The sequence below is a fragment of the Streptomyces sp. D2-8 genome (assembly GCF_023184515.1).
In the GTDB taxonomy this organism is placed as follows: domain Bacteria; phylum Actinomycetota; class Actinomycetes; order Streptomycetales; family Streptomycetaceae; genus Streptomyces.
Genome location: NZ_JAAHBP010000023.1, coordinates 116061 through 135906, shown reverse-complemented (window position 1 = coordinate 135906; position 19846 = coordinate 116061). Strand labels below are relative to the sequence as shown.

General features: G+C 71.6%; 23 protein-coding genes and 1 pseudogene. 5 read left to right on the top strand and 19 right to left on the bottom strand.

Features of this window, described 5'->3' with window-relative positions; genetic code table 11:
* Positions 1 to 10: 10 nt before the first annotated feature.
* Positions 11 to 1630, bottom strand: coding sequence for an ATP-binding cassette domain-containing protein (locus tag G3I77_RS32860; protein ID WP_248509510.1), 1620 nt, complete (start codon positions 1628 to 1630; stop codon positions 11 to 13).
* Between the two features lie 63 nt (positions 1631 to 1693).
* Positions 1694 to 2236, bottom strand: a complete 543-nt coding sequence (locus G3I77_RS32855) for an MOSC domain-containing protein (protein WP_248509502.1) — start codon at positions 2234 to 2236, stop codon at positions 1694 to 1696.
* Positions 2237 to 2442: 206 nt separating this feature from the next.
* On the opposite strand from G3I77_RS32855, the gene G3I77_RS32850 reads away from it, so the two are divergent.
* A complete protein-coding gene (locus G3I77_RS32850) occupies positions 2443 to 3264 on the top strand; it encodes a methyltransferase domain-containing protein (protein WP_248509500.1) in 822 nt (273 codons plus the stop codon).
* A 42-nt stretch (positions 3265 to 3306) separates the two neighbouring features.
* Positions 3307 to 3477: a hydrophobic protein gene (locus G3I77_RS32845; protein ID WP_248509498.1), complete on the top strand. Its 171-nt coding sequence runs from the start codon at positions 3307 to 3309 to the stop codon at positions 3475 to 3477.
* Between the two features lie 53 nt (positions 3478 to 3530).
* Here the strand turns inward: G3I77_RS32845 and G3I77_RS32840 are convergent, their stop codons facing one another.
* The 13 genes from G3I77_RS32840 to G3I77_RS32780 all read right to left on the bottom strand — a co-directional run bounded on the left by G3I77_RS32840 (position 3531) and on the right by G3I77_RS32780 (position 13785).
* Complete coding sequence (locus G3I77_RS32840) at positions 3531 to 3794, bottom strand: gas vesicle protein K (RefSeq protein WP_248509596.1); 264 nt, start codon at positions 3792 to 3794, stop codon at positions 3531 to 3533.
* Positions 3795 to 3829: 35 nt separating this feature from the next.
* Positions 3830 to 4018 carry a gas vesicle protein gene (locus G3I77_RS32835; RefSeq protein ID WP_003994122.1) on the bottom strand — a complete coding sequence of 63 codons (189 nt, stop codon included), beginning with the start codon at positions 4016 to 4018 and terminating at the stop codon, positions 3830 to 3832.
* A gap of 16 nt (positions 4019 to 4034) precedes the next feature.
* Positions 4035 to 4790, bottom strand: coding sequence for a GvpL/GvpF family gas vesicle protein (locus G3I77_RS32830; protein WP_248509496.1), 756 nt, complete (start codon positions 4788 to 4790; stop codon positions 4035 to 4037).
* Positions 4787 to 5125 (bottom strand): gas vesicle protein, encoded by a 339-nt coding sequence (locus G3I77_RS32825; protein WP_031108661.1) that lies wholly within the window; start codon positions 5123 to 5125, stop codon positions 4787 to 4789. Before G3I77_RS32825 ends, G3I77_RS32830 begins: the two co-directional genes overlap by 4 nt.
* On the bottom strand, positions 5122 to 6228 hold the full coding sequence (locus G3I77_RS32820) for an SRPBCC family protein (protein WP_248509495.1): 1107 nt from the start codon (positions 6226 to 6228) through the stop codon (positions 5122 to 5124). Before G3I77_RS32820 ends, G3I77_RS32825 begins: the two co-directional genes overlap by 4 nt.
* The gene (locus tag G3I77_RS32815) at positions 6225 to 6950 is read right to left on the bottom strand and encodes a DNA primase (RefSeq protein ID WP_248509493.1); all 726 of its coding nucleotides are present in this window, start codon (positions 6948 to 6950) and stop codon (positions 6225 to 6227) included. The genes G3I77_RS32820 and G3I77_RS32815 overlap by 4 nt, the downstream gene beginning before the upstream one ends.
* Complete coding sequence (locus tag G3I77_RS32810; RefSeq protein ID WP_191845112.1) at positions 6947 to 7210, bottom strand: gas vesicle protein GvpG; 264 nt, start codon at positions 7208 to 7210, stop codon at positions 6947 to 6949. The genes G3I77_RS32815 and G3I77_RS32810 overlap by 4 nt, the downstream gene beginning before the upstream one ends.
* Before the next feature lie 4 nt (positions 7211 to 7214).
* Positions 7215 to 7988 carry a GvpL/GvpF family gas vesicle protein gene (locus G3I77_RS32805; RefSeq protein ID WP_248509491.1) on the bottom strand — a complete coding sequence of 258 codons (774 nt, stop codon included), beginning with the start codon at positions 7986 to 7988 and terminating at the stop codon, positions 7215 to 7217.
* Positions 7985 to 8419: a gas vesicle structural protein GvpA gene (locus G3I77_RS32800; protein ID WP_248509489.1), complete on the bottom strand. Its 435-nt coding sequence runs from the start codon at positions 8417 to 8419 to the stop codon at positions 7985 to 7987. Before G3I77_RS32800 ends, G3I77_RS32805 begins: the two co-directional genes overlap by 4 nt.
* Positions 8420 to 8465: 46 nt before the next feature.
* Entirely contained in the window at positions 8466 to 8834 is a 369-nt protein-coding gene (locus tag G3I77_RS32795) for a gas vesicle protein (protein ID WP_248509591.1), read from the bottom strand.
* 93 nt (positions 8835 to 8927) lie between these two features.
* Positions 8928 to 9857, bottom strand: a complete 930-nt coding sequence (gene ligD / locus G3I77_RS32790) for a non-homologous end-joining DNA ligase (RefSeq protein ID WP_248509487.1) — start codon at positions 9855 to 9857, stop codon at positions 8928 to 8930.
* The gene (locus G3I77_RS32785; RefSeq protein ID WP_248509485.1) at positions 9854 to 11701 is read right to left on the bottom strand and encodes a transketolase; all 1848 of its coding nucleotides are present in this window, start codon (positions 11699 to 11701) and stop codon (positions 9854 to 9856) included. The genes ligD and G3I77_RS32785 overlap by 4 nt, the downstream gene beginning before the upstream one ends.
* Positions 11698 to 13785 carry an FAD-dependent oxidoreductase gene (locus G3I77_RS32780; protein ID WP_248509484.1) on the bottom strand — a complete coding sequence of 696 codons (2088 nt, stop codon included), beginning with the start codon at positions 13783 to 13785 and terminating at the stop codon, positions 11698 to 11700. The genes G3I77_RS32785 and G3I77_RS32780 overlap by 4 nt, the downstream gene beginning before the upstream one ends.
* Positions 13786 to 13957: 172 nt before the next feature.
* Here G3I77_RS32780 and G3I77_RS32775 point away from each other — a divergent pair, with 172 nt between their 5' ends.
* Both G3I77_RS32775 and G3I77_RS32770 read left to right on the top strand, forming a co-directional pair.
* Positions 13958 to 14920: a TIGR03557 family F420-dependent LLM class oxidoreductase gene (locus G3I77_RS32775; protein ID WP_248509483.1), complete on the top strand. Its 963-nt coding sequence runs from the start codon at positions 13958 to 13960 to the stop codon at positions 14918 to 14920.
* 102 nt (positions 14921 to 15022) lie between these two features.
* Positions 15023 to 15358 (top strand): hypothetical protein, encoded by a 336-nt coding sequence (locus tag G3I77_RS32770; protein WP_248509589.1) that lies wholly within the window; start codon positions 15023 to 15025, stop codon positions 15356 to 15358.
* Positions 15359 to 15435: 77 nt separating this feature from the next.
* Here the strand turns inward: G3I77_RS32770 and G3I77_RS32765 are convergent, their stop codons facing one another.
* Positions 15436 to 16467, bottom strand: coding sequence for an SDR family oxidoreductase (locus tag G3I77_RS32765; protein WP_308311431.1), 1032 nt, complete (start codon positions 16465 to 16467; stop codon positions 15436 to 15438).
* A 6-nt stretch (positions 16468 to 16473) separates the two neighbouring features.
* Entirely contained in the window at positions 16474 to 16944 is a 471-nt protein-coding gene (locus tag G3I77_RS32760) for a phage holin family protein (RefSeq protein ID WP_248509477.1), read from the bottom strand.
* Between the two features lie 48 nt (positions 16945 to 16992).
* Here G3I77_RS32760 and G3I77_RS32755 point away from each other — a divergent pair, with 48 nt between their 5' ends.
* Positions 16993 to 17340 (top strand): VOC family protein, encoded by a 348-nt coding sequence (locus G3I77_RS32755; RefSeq protein WP_248509475.1) that lies wholly within the window; start codon positions 16993 to 16995, stop codon positions 17338 to 17340.
* 12 nt (positions 17341 to 17352) lie between these two features.
* Here G3I77_RS32755 and G3I77_RS32750 read toward each other — a convergent pair whose 3' ends face one another.
* Positions 17353 to 17913, bottom strand: coding sequence for a GNAT family N-acetyltransferase (locus tag G3I77_RS32750; protein WP_248509473.1), 561 nt, complete (start codon positions 17911 to 17913; stop codon positions 17353 to 17355).
* A gap of 44 nt (positions 17914 to 17957) precedes the next feature.
* A pseudogene (locus tag G3I77_RS32745) lies at positions 17958 to 19796 on the bottom strand (CocE/NonD family hydrolase).
* Positions 19797 to 19846 lie beyond the last annotated feature (50 nt).

Here is a 19846-nt window from a genome sequence, read left to right as displayed (position 1 = left end):
GGAGCGGGTCCTAGCGGGCCCGTTCCACCCTTCGTTCGTCCCAGACCGGGTCCGGGGTCTCCCGGACCCGGCCGTCGCTGCCGAAGACCAGGAAGCGGTCGAAGGAGCGGGCGAACCAGCGGTCGTGGGTGACCGCGAGTACGGTGCCGTCGAAGGCCTCCAGACCCTCCTGGAGCGCCTCGGCGGACTCCAGGTCCAGGTTGTCGGTCGGCTCGTCCAGCAGCAGTGCCGTCACGCCCTGGAGTTCCAGCAGCAGGATCTGGAAGCGGGCCTGCTGGCCGCCGGAGAGACGCTCGAACGTCTGCTCCGCCTGGTGGGTGAGCTCGTAGCGGCGCAGGCGGGACATCGCGGCGCCGCGGTCCTGTGCGTGCTCCTTCCACAGGATGTCGAGGAGCGTGCGGCCCTCCAGCTCCGGATGCGCGTGCGTCTGCGCGAAGTGGCCGGGCACGACCCGGGCGCCCAGTTTCCAGTCCCCCGTGTGCGCCACGTCGTCACCGGCGAGCAGGCGCAGGAAGTGGGACTTGCCGGAGCCGTTGGAGCCGAGGACGGCGACGCGCTCGCCGTAGAAGACCTCCAGGTCGAAGGGCTTCATCAGGCCGGTGAGTTCCAGGTTCGCGCAGGTGACCGCCCGGACGCCGGTGCGGCCGCCCTTGATCCGCATCTTGATGTCCTGCTCGCGCGGCGGCTCGGGCGGCGGTCCCACTTCCTCGAACTTGCGCAGACGGGTCTGGGCGGCCTGGTAGCGGGAGGACATCTCATGGCTGACCGCAGCCGCCTGACGCAGCGTCAGCACCAGTTTCTTCAGCTGCGCGTGCTTCTCGTCCCAGCGCCTGCGCAACTCCTCGAAGCGGGCGAAGCGTTCACGACGGGCGTCGTGGAAGGTGGCGAAGCCGCCGCCGTGCACCCAGGCGTCGGCACCCGCGGGGCCGGGCTCCAGGGAGACGATCTTCTCGGCGGCGCGGGCGAGGAGTTCGCGGTCGTGGGAGACGAACAGGACCGTCTTGCGGGTCTCCTTCAGCCGTTCCTCCAGCCACCGCTTGCCGGGGACGTCGAGGTAGTTGTCGGGCTCGTCGAGGAGCAGCACCTCGTCGGTGCCGCGCAGCAGCGCCTCCAGGACGAGCCGCTTCTGCTCGCCGCCGGAGAGGGTGCGGACCTCCCGGAACTGCGCCTTGTCGTACGGCACCCCGAGCGCGGCCGTCGTGCACATGTCCCACAGCGTCTCGGACTCGTAGCCGCGGGCCTCGGCCCAGTCGGCGAGGGCCTGCGCATACGCCAGCTGGGCGGCCTCGTCGTCGACGGTCATGATGGCGTGCTCGGCGGCGTCCACGGCGCGGGCCGCCTCGCGGATGCGGGGCGTGGCGACGGACACGAGCAGGTCCCGCACGGTCGTCTCGTCGCGTACGGACCCCACGAACTGCCGCATGACGCCGAGCCCGCCGCCGACGACTACGGACCCGCCGTGCGGCTTGACCTCACCGGCGAGCATCCGGAGCAGGGTGGTCTTCCCGGCGCCGTTGGGCCCCACGAGGGCCACGACGGCCCCCTCCCCCACCCGGAACGAGACATCACCCAGCAGCGCCCTTCCGTCGGGCAGGTAGTACTCCAGGTGCGCGGCTTCGAGGTGACCCATGTGCGCGATTCTGTGGGGGCGCGGGGGTCCGGGGCAAACGGGTTTCGGATCTGCGGGTGCCGGTCAGACCCGTTCCAGCGGCCGGTGCGGCTCGCTGGGAAGCTCCGCCTCGATCGGGTCGCCGGGCCGCACCACGCCGCCCTCGCGCACCACGCTCATGATCCCGGCCTTGCGCACGATGTTCCCCGCCTCGTCACGTCCGACGACACGCTTGAGCAGCCCGTCCTGGAAGAGGTCGATCTGCAGGCAGGGGTTGCGCAGCCCGGTGACCTCCAGGACCGCGCCGTCGCCGATGCGCAGCAGCGTGCCGGTCGGCAGTCCGAGCAGGTCGATGCCGCGGGTGGTGATGTTCTCGCCGAGTTCGCCGGGCGTCACCCGGAACCCGTCCTCGCCGACCTCGGCGAAGAGCTCCTCGTGGATGAGGTGGACCTGGCGCAGGTTCGGCTGGGTGGGGTCCTGAGCGATGCGCGAGCGGTGCTTGACCGTCACGCCGGCGTGCACGTCGCCCTCCACCCCGAGCCCCGTGAGCAGCGTGATGCTGTCCCGGTTCGGCTTGGTGAACGAGTACTCCCCGTTGCTGCTGACCGCCGTCACGTGCCCGCTCATCTCTCGGTTCCCCCTGTTTCGGTGATGATGATCAGGCACGAGCCTGCCCGCGGACCGCCGGCGTGTCCACCCCCTCCCTGTACCCGCACCGCACGGCGGGCTACTGACGTCCCGTCAGTCCACATTGCAGGATGCGGGTCTCAATATGCGGCCACCCTGCGTACGGTGATCCCAAGCCGACCCGACCGGAAGGGGTGGGATCCGCCATGCCGGAACCCCGGGAGACCGCCGTCTACACCCACGGGCACCACGAGTCCGTACTGCGCTCGCACACCTGGCGGACCGCCGCCAACTCGGCCGCGTACCTGCTGCCGTCGCTCAAGCCCCACATGAAGATCCTGGACATCGGCTGCGGGCCCGGCACGATCACCGCCGACCTGGCGGAGCTGGTGCCCGACGGGCAGGTCACCGGCGTCGACCGGGTGCCGGGGATCCTGGAGCAGGCGCGTGCCACGGCGGCCGGCCGGGGGCTGGCCCACGTCGGCTTCGCGGTCGCCGACGTGCACGCCCTGGACTACCCGGACGACACGTTCTGCGTGGTCCACGCCCACCAGGTGCTCCAGCACGTGGGCGACCCGGTGCGGGCGCTGCGCGAGATGAAGCGGGTCGTCAGACCCGGCGGTCTCATCGCCGTACGGGACGCGGACTACGCGGCCATGACCTGGTATCCGGCGTCCGAGGGGCTCGACGCCTGGCTGGACCTCTACCGCCGGGTCGCCCGGGCCAACGGCGGTGAGCCGGACGCGGGACGCCGGCTGACGGCCTGGGCACGGGAGGCCGGGCTCACGGACATCACGGCGAGCTCCGGCACCTGGACCTTCGCCACACCGCAGGAGCGGGCCTGGTGGAGCGGACTGTGGGCCGACCGCACCCTGGCGTCGGCCTACGCGGACCGGGCCCTGGAGGGCGGACACGCCGACGAGGCGCACCTGCGGGGCGTGGCCGAGGCCTGGCGGGAATGGGGCACCCGGGAGGACGGGTGGTTCAGCGTCCTGCACGGCGAAATTCTCTGCCGAAAGGAGGCCTGAAATACCGATTGCGGGACACTATAAAAGCAGGAGGTTCGAATTATGGTTCCCATCCTGCTGGTCCTGCTTCTGGTGTTGATTCTTTTCGGCGCCGGATTTGCAGTGGAGATACTCTGGTGGATCGCACTCGCGGTTCTCGTCCTGTGGCTGCTGGGATTCTTCGTCCGCGGCACATCGGCATCCGGCGGCAGGGGTCGTTGGTACAGGTGGTAAATACACACGCGTTTCCCCGGGCCTGGGTCAGGGCCCGGGGAAACGCGTGAGCGTCAGTCCCGCGGAAGCAGCGGTCCGAGCGGCCCGAGGTCCAGATTGAGGTCCTCGGGCCGCAGTCCGTACCGCTCGCGCAGTTCCGTCATCCGCTCGTCGAGCAGCATGAGCGTGAGCCCGATCCGCTCCTCCTGATCCTCGCTCAGGTCCCCCACGTCGAACCGGCGCAGCGCCTGGCGCTCCATGAGCTGGCGCAGCAGCTCCACCACCGTCAGCACGAGTTTGACCAGGTCGCGCTCGACGGTGTCGGGCTCCAGATCCATCCGGTTGCGGTGCGGCCGGGGCTTGTCGGGGGTGGTCACAGCAACTCCTCGAACGGTGAGGGCACCTGGGCGTTCACCGAGCTGATGAGCGCGTTGAGGTCGATACGGACGAGGTCGACGTCGGCGATCCGCAGCGTGATGTCCCCCGTGATCACGACTCCGCCGGCGAGCAGCCGGTCGAGCAGGTCCACGAGAGCGACCTCACGGCGTTCCACTACGGTCACGGATGCTCCCCGTCGGTCATGTGGCCTCCCCGGCGAACGAATAGGCCGCCCAGGGGCCGGTGAGTTCCACGCGCATTCCGGGCAGCTCGCCCTTGGTACGGTCCACCAGTTCCACGAATTCCTCGGAATGCGCACGCGGTACGAGATAGGCGGCGTTCAGGACGTTCCGCCCGGTCGCCTTGGAAAGAGCGGGGTTCTGCGGCGGGTGCAGCCGGGCATCCTCCGCGAAGGCGGAAAGCTCCTCGTGCAGCCTGGTCGAGAAACTCTCCGCCTTCTGCCACGTTTCCTCGTGCGACCGGGTCTGCATCCGCCGCTGCCGCAGGTAGTCCCGGCCCGACGCGGGCTTCTGCGCGGGCCGGGGGCTCTCCTGCGGTTCGGACTCGGCGTAGACCTTGACGCCCCACTCGACGCGGCCCTCCAGCCGGTCGAGGGTCTGCCGGAAGCTCTCCTCGCGGGCCTCCATCATGGTCCGCACGCCGCTGTCGTCGTGGAAGACGGTGCCGAGCCGCAGCGGCAGCGGGGTCGTGACGGTGGTGAGTGCGTCGATCACGCCCTGGTGGGCCCGGGCGGTCTCGGTGAGCCAGTCCAGGTCCTCCAGATGGGCATGGAGCGGCTCCTCCGCGAAGTCCCGCTCCGGTACGTGGCTCACCACGGCGACCAGGCCGTGGTGGGTCAACGTTCTGGGCGGGTCGCCCGCCACCCCCGTCAGTTGGGCCTGGAGCGGTGTACCGAAGGGGCGGCAGACGGCGTAGACGTACCGCAGTCCGGTCACGGTGCCTCCTTCTTCTCCGCGCGGCCGGGCTCCAGTTCCTCCAGCCGGGCCAGCCTCTCGCGCAACTCGGCGTTCTCACGGGTCAGTTCGTCGCGCCGGGCGCGCGAGGACAGGGCCGGGTCGGTCTCCCACCAGTCGATGCCCATCTCCTTCGCCTTGTCGACCGACGCGACGATCAATCGCAGTTTGATGGTGAGGAGTTCGATGTCGAGCAGGTTGATGCGGATGTCGCCCGCGATCACGATGCCCTTGTCCAGGACCCGTTCAAGGATGTCGGCGAGGTTGGCGCCGCTCCCCTGGCCGTAGGGTTCGGGCATCCTGCTGGGCGTCGTCATCGCCGGCTCCCCGCCTCGACTTCCTCGTCCTCGTCCTCGTCCTCGTACTCAGCCTCGGGCTCCTCTTCGTCCTCGGGCTCCTCGTCCTCGGCCTCCTCGTCGTACTCGGCCTCGGAGTCGTCCTCGTACTCGCCCTCGGGCTCCTCTTCGCCCTCCTCCTCCGTCTCATCCTCGTCGTACTCGCCCTCGGGCTCCTCGCCCTCGGGGCTCTCCTCCTCGGACTCCGCCTCCTCCTCGGCGACGGCGTCCTCGTGGCTGCGGACGACCTCGCCGTCGCGGATCTCACCGCGCCAGCCGTCCTCCGCCTCGCCCTTGATGGTGATGAAGCGGACGAAGTTCTTCAGGTCGAGCCGGGCGCGGCGGCCCTGGGCGCGCCAGATGTTGCCGGTCTTCTCGAAGAAGCCGGAGGGGTAGTACTCGATGACCAGCAGGACGCGGGTCAGGCTGTCGGTGAGTTCGTGGAAGGAGACGACGCCCTTCGTGGTGCCCTTGGCCCCCTCGGAGGTCCAGGCGATGCGGTCGTCGGGGACCTGCTCGGTCGTGGTCGCCTTCCAGCTGCGGTTGGACCACCAGACCTTCAACTGCCAGTCGGAGGTGGTGTCGTCGGCCTTGCTCGCGGCCTTGACACCCTTCGCGAAGGTGCTGAAGTCCTGGTACTGGGTCCACTGGTCGTACGCCGTGCGCAGCGGGACGCCGACATCGATGTGCTCGATGATGACGGTGGGCTTGTTGCCGGAACGGCCCTTGCCCTTGCCCTTGCCGCCCAGGCCCTTGAAGGCACCGGTGACCTTGTCCTTGAGGCGCGAGCCGCCCATCTCCAGTGCGGAGCGCAGCGGCCCCTTGCCCTCGGTGATCTTGCGACCGCCTTCGAGGGCGAGCTTGGCGAAGCCGGGACTGTTGCCCTCGGCGATGTCGTTCAGCTTGCCGGTGGTCTCGCCGAGCTTGTGGCCCACGCCGGTCAGCATGCGGGTGGCCTGAGCGGCGAGGTACTCCTGCAGTTCGGCCTTCAGCCGGTCGGCGGCCTCGCTGTGGGCCAGGTCTGTGAGCGGGTTCTTCGTCGCTCCGTTGGCGGCGGACTTCGCCGAGCCGAGAGTGTCACTCATCCCTCACCGCCTCCCTTCGGCAGCCGGGACCGGGCGCTGCCGCCCCGGCCCCCGGAGGTCGCCTTCTTCTTGGCGGGCGTGGTCTTCTTCGCCGCCGCCTTGCGGCCCGCCGTCTTCTTCGCGGGAGCCTTCTTCGCGGGGGCCTTCTTGGCGGGAGCCTTCTTGGCCGCCTTCTTCGCCGGCGCCTTCTTGGCGGGGGCCTTCTTGGCGGGGGCCTTCTTCGCCTCCGGCTCCTCTTCCTCTTCCTCCTCCTCTTCTTCCTCTTCCTCGTCGGCACCGGAGTCCTCAGGCTCCTCCGCGTCGGGCTCCTCTTCCTCTTCTTCCTCGTCGAGTCCGGAGTCCTCGGGCTCCTCGGGCTCCTCGGGCTCCTCGTCCTCGGCGTCCTCGTCCTGCTCGCCGGGCACCACGCCCGTCAGCTGGTCGCGCACCTTGGCGGTACGGCCGTGCAGCCGGTCGGCGAGGGCGTCGATCTGCCGCTCGACCATGGCACCGGAGGCGGCCTTGCCGACACCGCGCAGGTCCTGCCGCAGCTGGTCGCCGATCTCCTTGAACTGCGGGTTGTTCCGCAGCTGCTGCTGGAGCAGATCCGCGACCATGCGCGGACTCAGGTTCAGCTTCTTCCCGGCGACCAGGCCGCCGACGGCCATCGCCATCTTCAGCTTCTTGGTCCGTCCCAGGAGGTATCCGGCCCCTATGGCGAGACCCAGTCCCGTTCGGTTCATGGTGTTGTCCCGTTGCCTGTTCCCGCGCTCCCGCGCGAAGCGATCTCCAACCGGTCGAGGAGTTCGTCCTCAAGACGGTCGAACTCGTCCTCCGTGATCTCTCCGGCCTCCATCTGCTCCTCAAGGCGGGCCAGTTCGGCCCGGATCGTGGCGGGGTCGTAGTAGATCCGCTCGGCCTCCTGCACCACCTGCTTGATGGCCCAGGCGCTGCCGCGTACCGGTGCGAACGGCAGCAGCAGCACCTCAGAGATCAGACCCACGTCGTCACCCCGCTCCGGTTTCCGTTCCGCTCGCCACGGTGCCCGCGGGCTCGGCCGGGCCGGGCTCGACGAAGCTGTACGGCGGCAGCGGACCGTTGACCCGCACCTCCAGGTGCGGCATGTCCTTGCGAACCTGCTCGACCGCGGCCAGGAAGGACTCGGCCGAATCCCGGTCCACCAGGAACGACACATTGGCCAGCCAGCCGGTGGACTCCGGGCCCACGCTCACGTCGTCGGCGGCCGGCTCCAGGGCGCGCTGCACGGCGGCGCCGTCGTCGGCCTCCTTGGCCTTGACCGCGGCCGCGACCAGCTCGCCGAGCCGGATCTTGTCGTCGTAACTGCCGCCACCCGCCTGCCGGTTGGCCTCCGCCAGACCGCGGATGTCGGGACTTTCGGCCATCACCTGGTGCAGGACGGCCTCTTCGACGTGGTTGGCCTTGACGTTGTACTCGACCCGGTTGTCCAGGGCCCGCAGCCGCTCCTTGTAGTGCTCGGCGCGCTCGGCGAGCACCCCGGTGATGGAGTCGTCGTCCGGGGCGACGCTGCCGAACCGCATGGGCAGCACACAGCCGGCCGCACCCGCTTCGCTGAGCACGTTCTGGTGGGCGAGCAGCTCCTTGCGCTTGGGCCGCAGCCCGTCGGGCGCCTCGCTGACGACGGCCGCGAGGTCACCCTCGCGCAGGATGCGCACCGGGCGGGGCGGATCGCCGACGCCGCTCATGCCCTCGGGGAGACCGGGGTGCGAACTCGAGGCGATGCCGTAGACGTACGTGCTCACTCCTGCTCCTCCTTACGGCGGGACGACGTGCTCTTGCGGGCTCGCGGACGCGACTCGGTCTCTCGCTCGGAGCCTTCGGACCGCGCCTGCTGGAAGGCGTCGGAGATGGTCTCGGCGGCGCCGGACAGCGCCCCCTTCGACTTGCCGCGGGCGCCGGACTCGGTCATCTCGCCGACCAGGTCGGGCAGCCCCGGGTCCTTGCGCGGGCCGGCCTCCAGGTCGAGCCGGTTGCACGCCTCGGCGAAGCGCAAGTAGGTATCGACGCTGGCGACGACGACGCGTACGTCGATCTTGAGGATCTCGATGCCGACCAGGGAGACGCGCACGAATGCGTCGATGACGAGCCCCCTGTCCAGGACGAGCTCAAGCACGTCGTAGAGACCGCTGCTGCCGCCTCCGCCGCCGGACTGCTGTGCCGGTACGACTGTCATGCCGGGTGTTCCTCCTCGTGTGTGGGTGCGGGTCGGGTCGGGGGGCCTAGCGGCCGCCCCTGCGCGCGTCGGACCGACCCCGTTCGTAGCGACGGACGCGCCGGTAACCCGTGAGCTGCCCGTCGGGGTCGAGCTCCACCTGGTAGCTCGCCATCAGGCTCATCGTGTCGGGTACGCGCTCGAGTTCGAGGACTTCGACCTCCAGCGCCCAGCCCTCCTCCGTCTGCTCGAAGGACGACACGGACTCGGCTTCCATGCCGGTGAGCTCCGCGAGCTGGCCGCGCGCCTGACGCAGCACCTCCATCGGGCTCGGCCGCTTCCGGGCCGTCCGGTCGTCGTTCGTTTTGCTCGAATTCTGAGAGTCCTGTGACTTCTGTGAACTCTGTGACTCTTGCGTGTTTTTTGTGTTCGACATGGCCACCTCCCCCTCCGTGTGGCCGCAAGCGTGTTCGCCAAACCTCTACAGGCGCATGCATCTGACACCCACCGGAAGATCGCCGCGGGGGTCTCAGCCGCGCAGGGCGTTCAGCCGCCGCCAGGCCGGTCCGAGCGCCCGGCCGCGGCTCAGCAGGCCTGACCAGGGGTTCGTGCGGGCCTGCTCGACGGCGTCGGCGACGGTCCAGCGGCGGGCGCCGAGCTCAGGGTCGTCCAGCTGGGCCCAGGTGATGGGGGTGGCCACGGGCGCGCCCGGCCGGGGCCGGACCGTATAGGGCGCGACGGCGGTCTGGGCGTAGGCGTTGCGCTGGATGTCGAGGTACAGCCGCTCGCCGCGCTCCTTCTTGCGGGCGGCGGTGGTGAGCCGGTCGGGGTGCGCCTCGGCGAGGGTGTCGGCGACGTCCCGGGCGAAGGCGCGAACCTCGTCGAAGTCGTGCCGGCCGTTCAGCGGCACGATCACATGCAGCCCGCGCGAGCCGGTCGTCATCAGCGCCGAGGGCAGCTCCAGCTCGTCGAGCAGTTCCCCGAGCAGCCGGGCGGCTTCGCGCACGGCCTCGAAGTCGTCCCCCGACGGGTCGAGGTCGAAGACCAGCCGGTCGGGGTGGTCGGCGCTGTCGGCGCCGGACAGCCAGCGGTGCAGGGTGATGCTCGCCTGGTCGGCCAGGTAGAGGAGGGTCGCCGTGTCGTCACAGACGGTGTGGCAGACGGTGCCGCCCTCCTTGGCCAGCTCGACGCGCTTGATCCACTCCGGGTAGTGGTCCGGGGTGTTCTTCTGCATGAACGTCGGCCCGTCGATGCCGTCCGGGTGCCGCTCCAGCATCAGCGGGCGGCCGCGCAGGTGCGGCAGCATGAAGGGCGCGACGGCCCGGTAGAAGTCCACCAGGTCGGCCTTGGTGTACTCCTTGGCGTCGCCGCCGCCGGGGAAGAGCACCTTGTCCGGCCGGTGCACCTCCACCGTGCGGCGGCCCGCCCGCACCCTGCGCGTGCCGGAGCCGCCGCTCACCGCACGACCGCCTCCTCGACCAGCAGCCGGCCGGCCGCCGCGATGGACTCCGCGTCGATGCCCGAGGCGCGCAGCTGCTCCTCCGGGGACGCCGAGCCCGGCATGCTCCGGACGCCGAGGCGCACCAGGCGCGGGACGGGGCGCCCATCGGTGAAGGCGTCGAGGACCGCGTCCCCGATACCGCCCTCGGGGTGGTGGTCCTCCACGGTCACCAGGCAGCCGGTCTCCTCGGCGGCCCGGCGCAGGGTGGCCCGGTCGACGGGCTTCACGGAGTACAGGTCGATCACCCGCACCAGGATGCCCTCCTGCTCCAGGGCCTCGGCGGCGGTCAGCGCCTCGTGCACGGTGACGCCCGCCGCGACGAGGGTCAGCCGGTCCTGGCCGGAGGAGCGCAGGACCTTGCTGCCGCCGACCGGGAACTCGTCGTCGGGGGCGTAGATCACCGGGCTCTCGCCGCGCGAGGTGCGCAGGTAGCGGACGCCCTCCAGGCCGGCCATCGCGCCGACGAGCCGTGCGGTCTGGTTGGCGTCGCACGGGTACAGCACGGTCGAGCCGTGCACCGCCCGCATCATCGCCAGGTCCTCCAGGCCCATCTGGCTGGGCCCGTCCTGGCCGATGGCGACACCCGCGTGCGAGCCGACGAGGTTGATGCCTGCGCCGCTGACGGACGCCATCCGGACGAAGTCGTAGGCCCGGGTCAGGAACGCCGCGAACGTGGCGGCGTACGGCACCCAGCCGCGGGAGGCGAGGCCGACGGCCGAGGCGACCAGCTGCTGCTCGGCGATGTAGCACTCGAAGTAGCGGTCGGGGTGCTCCTTGGCGAAGAACTCGGCACGGGTGGAGTCGCCGACCTCGCCGTCCAGGGCGACGATGTCGCCGCGGCCGGTGCCGAGGGCGGCGAGCGCCTCGCCGAAGGCGTTGCGGGTGGCGACCTCTTCGCCCTTGTCCCACCTCGGGAGTTCGAAGTTCCCGGTGTGGACGGAGTGCAGCATGCGGGCGGCGGGCGGCTCCTGCACCCGGACGCGGATGTCACGCGGGCCGCCGAGTTCGGCGATCGCCTCCTCGGCCTCCGGCAGCGGCTTGCCGTGCAAGCCCTCGCGGTCCTGGACGCCCTCGACGCCCTTGCCCTTGAGGGTGCGGGCGAGGATCGCGGTGGGCTGGCCCTTGGTGGACGCGGCCTCTCCGTAGGCGCGGTCGATGGCGTCCACGTCATGGCCGTCGACCTCGATGGTGTGCCAGTCGAAGGCCTGGAAACGGCGGGCGTAGGCGTCCAGGTCGTGGCCGTGCCGGGTGGGGCCGCGCTGGCCGAGCCGGTTGACGTCGACGATCACGGTGAGGTTGTCCAGGTGCTCGTACCCGGCGTGCTCGGCGGCCTCCCACACGGATCCCTCGGCCAGCTCGCTGTCACCGCACAGCACCCAGGTGCGGTAGCCGGTGCGGTCGAGCCGCTTGCCGGCCAGCGCGATGCCGACCCCGACGGGCAGGCCCTGCCCGAGCGAGCCGGTGGCCGTCTCGACCCACGGCAGGCGCTGCGGAGTGGGGTGCCCTTCGAGGCGGCTGCCCAGCTTGCGGAAGGTGAGCAGTTCCTCGTCGTCGATGGCGCCGGCCGCCTTGTACGCGGAGTACAGCAGCGGGGAGGCGTGGCCCTTGGAGAGGACGAAGCGGTCGTTGCCGGGGTGGGCTGGGCGGTCGAAGTCGTAGTGGAGGTGGTGCGCGAGGAGGACGGCCATCAGGTCGGCCGCGGACATCGAGGACGTCGGGTGCCCGGAGCCCGCCGCGGCGGCGGCGCGGACACTGTCCACCCGCAGCTGCTGTCCGAGGTCGGTGAGTTCACCGGTGTTCATGAGTCTCCTTTCGCGGAATCGTCCGGGAGGTCGGTTCGCTTGACGGGGCCGGGGGCGGGATGGGGGCTCGGGGGCGGGCGGCCGGGCGGGGGTGCGGGCACGGGCTGGTTCTTGGCGGGCTCACCACCCGGCTGATTCCTCGCAGGCTCACCACCGGGCTGATACCTGGCGGGCTCGCCACCCGGCTGGTTCTTGGCCGGTTCGCCACCCGGCTGATTCCTCGCGGGCTCACCACCCGGCTGATTCCTCGCAGGCTCACCACCCGGCTGGTTCTCGGCCGGTGCGCCACCCGGCTGATTCCTCGCAGGCTCACCACCCGGCTGGTTCCTGGCGGGCTCGTCACCCGGCTGATTCCTCGCAGGCTCACCACCGGGCTGGTTCCTGGCGGGCTCGTCACCCGGCGGGTTCTTCGCGGGCTCAGCATCAGGCTGATTCCTCGCAGGCTCACCGCCCGGCTGGTTCCTGCGCGATTCGCCGGCTGCGCCCGCGGCCGGCCGTCCCTTCGCCGTCTCGGACTCGGACCGCAGCTCCCCGTGAGCGGAGCGGGGCCGGCCCGCGGGCGGGCGGCCCTTCGCCGTCTCGGACTCGGGCCGCGGTACCGCGGCCCCGGATCCGGGCCGCACCTGCGTCGCCCCGGATCCGGGCTGCCCCTTCGCGGGCTCTTCGTGGGGCCGGGCCGGGCCCGGCCCTCCGGTGCCGGTGCCCCCGTCGTCCGTGTCGGCCGCGAGCGCCGCCCCCGGCCCGGACCGGGCGCTCGCCTCCTGCCCCTGGCCGGGGCCACCCGGCACGCGGGCCACCTCGGGCGACGACGTGTCCAGCGGAACCGACCAGGACCGTACGAGCCCCAACTGCACGGCCTGGCGCGGCAGTACGGCGTCCAGCAGCCAGTCGGCGGCGACCCGGACGCGGTTGCCGGGCATCGCGGCGAGGTGGTAGCCCCGTGTCACCGCGCCCGCCGGTACGCCGGACAGGGGCACACCGAGCGGGTTGGCCGCGGCCTTCGCGCCGCCCAGGTCGACGACGAAGCCCAGGTCGCGATGGCGGTAGGGCTTGCGCACACCGCCGAGGCCGAGCGACGCGGCGACGTTCTCCGCCGCGACCTTGCCGTGCCGCCAGGCGTGCTGCGCGGTCATCGGCGTATAGCTCCCCGGGTCGTCCAGATCGGGTACCGCGGCCACGTCCCCGCACGCGAACAGCTCCGGCCTGCCCGGCACCTGCAGGTGCGGGTCGACGAGCAGCCGCCCCTTCTCCATCGGCAGCCCGAGGGACTCGACCAGCGGGTCGGGACGTACGCCCACGCACCACACCAGCGTCCGGGTCCCGACGAACTCGCCGTCGGTCAGCACGACCCCGTCGTGCGTGGCCTCCTTCACGGAGGTGCCCATCCGCACGTCCACGCCCCGCTGCCGCAGCACCCGGTCGGCGGTGGCGGACAGCTTCTCGTCCATCTCCGGCAGCACCCGCGGCGCCACGTCCAGCAGCATCCAGCGCGGCCGCATGCCCTGCCGCAGCGGGTGCTTGCGTACCTGCGCGTCGGTGAACATCTGCCCGTGCGCGGCGACCTCGGTGCCCGTGTATCCGGCGCCGACCACCACGAAGGTGCACCGCGCGGCACAGGTCTCGGGATCGTCCGCCGCGGCCGCGAGCTCCACCTGCCGGGTCACGTGATCACGCAGGTACAGCGCCTCGGGCAGGCCCCGGAAGCCGTGCGCGTGCTCGGCGACACCGGGGATGGGCAACAGCTTGTTGACGCTGCCCGCGGCAAGCACCAGCCGGTCGTGGGCGAGGGTGCCGCCCTCGCCCTCGGGGCCGGTGTAGTGCAGCGTGCGGTCGTCGAGGTCGATGCGGTCGGCCTCGCCCAGCACCAGTCGTACGTCCGGCAGCGAGTCCGACAGGGAGACCGTGACCCGGCGCGGCTCGAGGACCCCGGCGGCAACCTGGGGCAGCAGGGGCAAATACAGGAAGTAGTCGGTCGGGTTCAGCAGGGTGATGTGCGCCCGGCCCCGGGTGAGCCGGGACAGGGTGCGGGCCGTGCGGTACCCGGCGAAGCCGGCACCGACGATCACGATGCGGGGTCGACTCACGGTCGCTCGCCTCCGGCGCTGTCGCGTAGCTCGGGAGCCTTCCGCGTCCCCCTGGCCAGGGCACCCAAACGTCCACGGGTGCCCGGTAGGCCCGAACGGCACCGGTTTCCGGCCCCGCACCCGGGTACTCGGTGCGGGTTACGGACCGCCGATGTCGCGGAGGCACTCCCCCATGCCCGAATACGGCTACTTCCTCTCGTGCGAGCAGTACGGACCCGCCGAGCTGATCGAGCAGGCGCGGATGGCCGAGCAGGCCGGATTCCAGGCGCTGTGGATCTCGGACCACTACCACCCGTGGAACGACGAGCAGGGCCAGAGCCCGTTCGTGTGGTCGGTGATCGGCGCGCTGTCCGAGGCGGTGTCCCTGCCGGTCGAGACGGCGGTGACCTGCCCGACCGTGCGCATGCACCCGGCGGTGGTGGCGCACGCCGCGGCGACCAGCGCGGTGATGACGAACAACCGCTTCCGGCTCGGCGTCGGCTCCGGCGAGGCGCTCAACGAGCACATCCTGGGCGACCACTGGCCGCCGGCCCACGTCCGCCTGGAGATGCTGGAGGAGGCCATCCAGGTGATGCGCCGACTGTTCACCGGCGAGGAGGTGAACCACAACGGGCCGCACTACACGGTCGAGAACGCCCGCCTGTACACCGTCCCGGACGAGCCGATCCCGATCGACATCTCCGGCTTCGGCCCCGCCGCGACCCAGCTCGCGTCCCGCGTCGGCGACGGCTACATCACGGTCGCGCCGGACGAGGCGATGGTGGAGCAGTACCGCAAGGGCGGAGGCGGCGGAAAGCTGGTCAGCGGCGGCACCAAGGTCTGCTACGACACTGACAGGGACGAGGCCGTACGGACCGTGCACCGGCTCTGGGCGAACGAGCAGCTGCCGGGCGAGCTGGGCCAGGTGCTGCCCTCCCCCAAGCACTTCGAGCAGGCGCAGCAGCTCGTCACCGAGGACATGGTGCGCGAGAACCGGGTGTGCGGCGGCGACGTGGACGAGCACATGGCGGAGCTGAAGCAGTTCGCCGACGCGGGTTTCGACCGGGTCTATGTGAACCAGATCGGCCCGGACCTGCGCGGCTTCTTCGACTTCTACCGCACGAAGGTGCTGCCGCAGCTCCAGCAGGCCGTCTGACGAGGGCGAGCGCGCCGAATCGAGAGGTGGCGGAACGCCGGGTCGCCTAGAGTCGCCCGCATGTCTGTACGTCTTCGTATGCGTGACGCCCTGCCGGAAGCGATGCGGGCCCGGGACAAGGCCGCGGTGAGTGCCCTGCGCAGCACCCTGGCCGCGCTGGACAACGCCGAGGCGGTGCCCCTGGCCGACACCGCGCCCCGGGCCGGCGCGCTGGAAGCCTCCCCGGTCGGCGCGGGCGCCACCGAGGCGGCCCGGCGCGAGCTCAGCGAGCGGGACGTCCTGCACGTCGTACGCGCCGAGGCCGACGAACGACTGGCGGCGGCAGATCACTTGACCACGCCCGCCCACGCCGACCGGGCCGCGCGGCTCCGGGCGGAGGCGGCGGTGCTGCTCCGGTTCCTCGACGGAGGAACGGACGAAGACGCCCTCGGGACCTGAGTCCGTCGCTCGGCCCGGACAGCCTCGCCGGCCGGGCAGGACTCGGACGACCCTCCCTGCCGGCGGGACGCCCCTCCCTACCGGCGGACCAGCCCGGCCAGCTTGCGCGCCGCCAGGGCGCCCGCTCCCGCGGTGAGGGCCGCTCCCATCCACCCGCGGTTGCGCGACAGCCACTGCTGCGGGCCGTCGTCGGCGGATTCGTCGTCGAAGCGTCCGTGCGCGCCGAAGTCCCGCCCGTGCGGGCCGTCCGCCGGGGACCACAGGTTCGCCGGGCCCTCGGTCCGGCCCTCCTCCTGCTGCGCGTCGACGTTGGTGCGGGCCAGATAGCGCTCCAGCAGCCCGGGGACGACCGCGTTGGCGAGGAGCGTGGCGGCCGTGGAGCCGCCCACCCAGTACTCCCGGCGCCGCGCGTGCGACGACGCGTGGACGATCGCCCGGGCCGCGACCTCCGGCTGGTACACGGGCGCGACGGGCCGGGCCCGGCCGGGCATCCGGTTCAGCACCCAGTCGAACTGCGGGGTGTTGAGGCCCGGCAGCTGCACCATCGTCGTCCGCACCCCGCTGCGCGCGTGCAGCAGTTCGCAGCGCAGGGACTCGTTGAACCCCTGGATCGCGTGCTTGGCCCCGCAGTACGCCGACTGCAGCGGAATGCCCCGGTAGGCGAGCGCGGAGCCGACCTGCACGATCGTGCCGCGGTCGCGCGGCAGCATGTGGCGCAGGGCCGCCCGGGTTCCGAACACGTAGCCCAGGTACGTCACTTCGGTCACGCGCCTGAACTCGTCCGGGGCGACCTCCGTGAACGGCGCGAACACCCCGGTGAAGGCGTTGTTGACCCAGACGTCGATGTGGCCGTACGCGTCGACGACCTGCTGGGCGGCGTCGTCGACGGCCCTGGCGTCGGAGACGTCCACGCCGACGACGAGCGCTTCGCCCCCGGCACGCTCCACCTCGTCCGCCGCCGCGGCGAGTCCCGCACGCCCGCGGGCGAGCAGGGCGACCCTGTCGCCGCGGGCGGCGAAGGCCCGGACCGTGGCCCGTCCGACACCGCCGCTGGCTCCGGTCACCACGACCACACGGCCGCGCTTGCGCGATGTTCCCGCCTTGCGCACCCGGCATCACGCCCTGTGGTGGGGTACGTCCGGGTCGTCGGCCGGCCGCGGGGGCACGGTGCCCGGGGCGGCGGGCGGGGCCGGCGGCACGGGCGGATACGGCATGCCGCCGACCGCCCCGGCGGCGCTCTGCCGAGCGCTGTCCCCGCCCGGCGCCATGCCGGCCGCGTGCTCCGGGCCCGGCCGGGACGGCCGGGCCATGCCGCGCAGCACGAAGGCCAGGGCTCCCAGGATCACGGCGGTGATCAGCGCGGCGGCCCAGTCGGGCAGGCCGAGGGCGAGGGCCAGCCCCACGGCGAGCGCGAGGGCGGCGCCCGCGTACAGGGCGAGGGCGCCGGACGCGGCGTACAGCGCGGCCTTGCGGCGCTGCTTGCGCGTCTGCTCGCGCAGTTCCTCCCGTACGGTCTCGCGCGCCACCTGTGCCAGTTCGTCGACCAGGTGCTTGTCCAGATGCTCCAGGTGATCCAACGGCTTCATGCCCGACCGGGTACCCTCGCCCCCCGGTGCGTAACTAGGCTCAGCAGCATGGAGATTCTGGGTGCCACACTGCGCGTCTGCGTCGACGACCTCGAGACCGCGATCCCCTTCTACGAGCGGCTGGCGGGCGGCAGAGCCCAGCGCTTCGAGCGGGGAGGTGTCCAGGTGGCGGCGATCGGCTGCTTCCTGCTGATGAGCGGCCCCCCGGCCGAACTGGAGGTGCTGCGCAAGGTCGCCGCGACGATCGCCGTGACGGACGTCGAGGAGACGCACAAGGTGCTGACCGGGCTGGGCGCCCACATCGTCGCGGGCCCCATCGCCTCGCCGGCGGGCCGCAATCTGATCGCGCTGCATCCGGACGGGTCGATCTACGAGTACGTGGACCGCCACGCGTGAGCGCCGCCGGGCTCAGCGCCGTCTCGGCTGGGTGATCATCTCGGTGGTGATCGCCCAGCGTTCGTGATCGCGCCAGGCCCCGTCGACGAAGAGCATCTTCGGCGAGAAGCCCTCCAGGCGGAACCCGCAGCCGCGGGCCAGGGCGATCGACGCGGCGTTGCCCGGCTGAACGTTGATCTCCAGCCGGTGCAGCCGCATCGGGCCGAACGCGTACCGCACGACGAGGTCCAGCCCTTCGCGCATCAGCCCCCGCCCGGCGGCGTGCGCGAAGGCGCCGTAGCCGAGCGCCCCGGACTGGAAGCCGCCCTCGACGATGTTGTTGATGTTGATGAACCCGCCGATGGCCCCGTCGCTCTTCTCGCAGACCAGGAACCCGGCCTTGGACGGGTCCTCGATCAGCCGGCCCGCGTAGGCGGTGTACGCCTGTGTCGTGGTGGGCGGGAAGAGCCAGGGGTGGTGCAGGTTTTTGCTCTCCCGGGCGCGGGCGGTGAACTCGGCACCGTCCTCGTAGGTGAAGTGGCGTATGCCCACCCGGGGGCCTTCGGCGAGGTGGCGGGATGCGTGGTGCGGCACCCCGCCACAGTAACCGCGCTGCCTGTGTGGCCCCAGTCGTGGCGTCAGGAGCCGGCGACCGGCAGCCGCAGCACCCCGGTGTCGCGCGGCCCGCTGACCACGGTCACCGGCTTGATCCCCCGGTTGCCGAAGTACGCGTCGTCGCTCGCGGCGATCACGAACCGCAGCCGGTGCCCGGTCTCGTACCGGTGCACGATGCCGGGCAGGGTGACGGTGAAGCTCTTGGTGACGTCCGGGACGCGCACCGGCGCGACCAGGCGGCGCACCAGGGTGCGGGTGCCGTCGGGGGCGACGTCGTAGAGCTTGGCGAACAGGACGAGCTTGTCGGCCGCGTCGGCGGAGTTCTGGGTGCGCTCGGCCTTCGGGGAGACGACCTTGAGCGTGGCCCGGGGTGCGCCGACGACGTCGAGGGGGTCCTTCAGCGGTGCGCTCGTCCAGTCGAGGTAGGTGCCCTTGGTGTCGCGCGGCGGTGAGTCCCGCAGTCCGATGAGGCCGGAGAGCGAGCTCTCCGAATGGCTCGTGGGGATCAGCCAGTTGGTGTTACCGCGGCTGCCGCGGGCCACCTTGCCGCGCTGGTCGACGAGGGTGCCGTCGCCGGAGAGGTACAGGGTGCGACTGAGGGCGGGGAGGTCGCCGGCGGTGGCGTAGGTGCGGTCGGGGTCGGTGATCCAGTCGCGGTAGTAGGCGAAGGCCGGACCCGTGTCGACGTGGGTCTGCTTGCGCAGATGGCGGCCGAACCAGGCGAGGACGCGCGGGCTGACGTAGCTGGTCTCCAAGTTGCCCTTGGACAGGTCGAGTTCACCGGCGGCCGGGCCGGTGAGCCCGCCGCTGTGGCCCCAGGACTGCCAGATCATCTTGACGGGCGTGCCCTGGGCCTTGAGCGTCCGGTACGTCGCCGTGGCCTCGTTGAGGTTGAACAGGGTGTCGGCCTGGCCCTGGACCAGCAGGGTCGGTGTGTCGACGCGGTGGAGGTACGACACCGGGGAGACGCGGTGCGCGAAGGCGAGCAGCTCGGCGGTCCGGTCGGCCGGGTAGCTGCCGGAGTTGAGGGTGTGGACGGTCCGGCAGGCCTCGGTGACGAAGTGCAGACAGGCCAGGGAGTTGATGCGGGACGGGTCGAGACTCGGCTGGAGCAGCGGCTGGCCCTCGCCGCTGAGGTAGAAGCCGTTTGTCCACTGCCATTTGAAGACCCCGGGGACGCCTCCGCTGCCGACGGCGTTGTCGGGATCGAGCGAGTACGCCAGGTCGTTCCAGGTGATCATCGGGACGAGCGCGTCGAGGCGGTGGTCGACGGCGGCCGTCGCGAGCTGGACGGCGCCGCCGTAGGAGCCGCCGATCATGCCGACGCGCGGGTCGCCGGTGCGTCACGGGTGACGTAGTCGGCGGTGGTGCCGTCGTCGGCGGCGCGGGTGCCGCCCAGGAAGTCGACCAGCTGCGAGGCGGCGGCGCCGTCGATGTCCGGGTCGTCGAGGGAGACGAGGCAGCCGCTGCGGCCGAATCCGAGCCCGGAGTAGACGAGCGAGACGTAGCCGCGCCGGGCGAAGGCCTTGCCGATGGTGTCGGTGGAGCCGTCCGTCTTGCTGCCGCCGAAGCCGTTCGTGCCGAGTACGGCGGGCGCCGGGTGGTCGCGGTCCACGCCCGCGGGACGGTACAGGTCGGCGTCGACGGTGCAGGCGCGGTCGCCCGCCCGCGGTGAACTTCAGCGGCGTGACGGTGTAGGTGTCGGCGGCGGTCGCGGGCGGCGTGAGGGTGAGGGGCACGGCCAGGGCGGCGCCCAGAGCGAGAGCGAGGGGTGCGCGGGATCTGGGCACGCTTCGGGGCACACGGACCTCCACGGTGAGGGCAACCGGGGTACCGACCAGTAAGTACTGGCCGGTTGTCATGGTGTGACACGTGTCAGTACCCGTCAATCACCGAAACGAGGGTTTCTTGA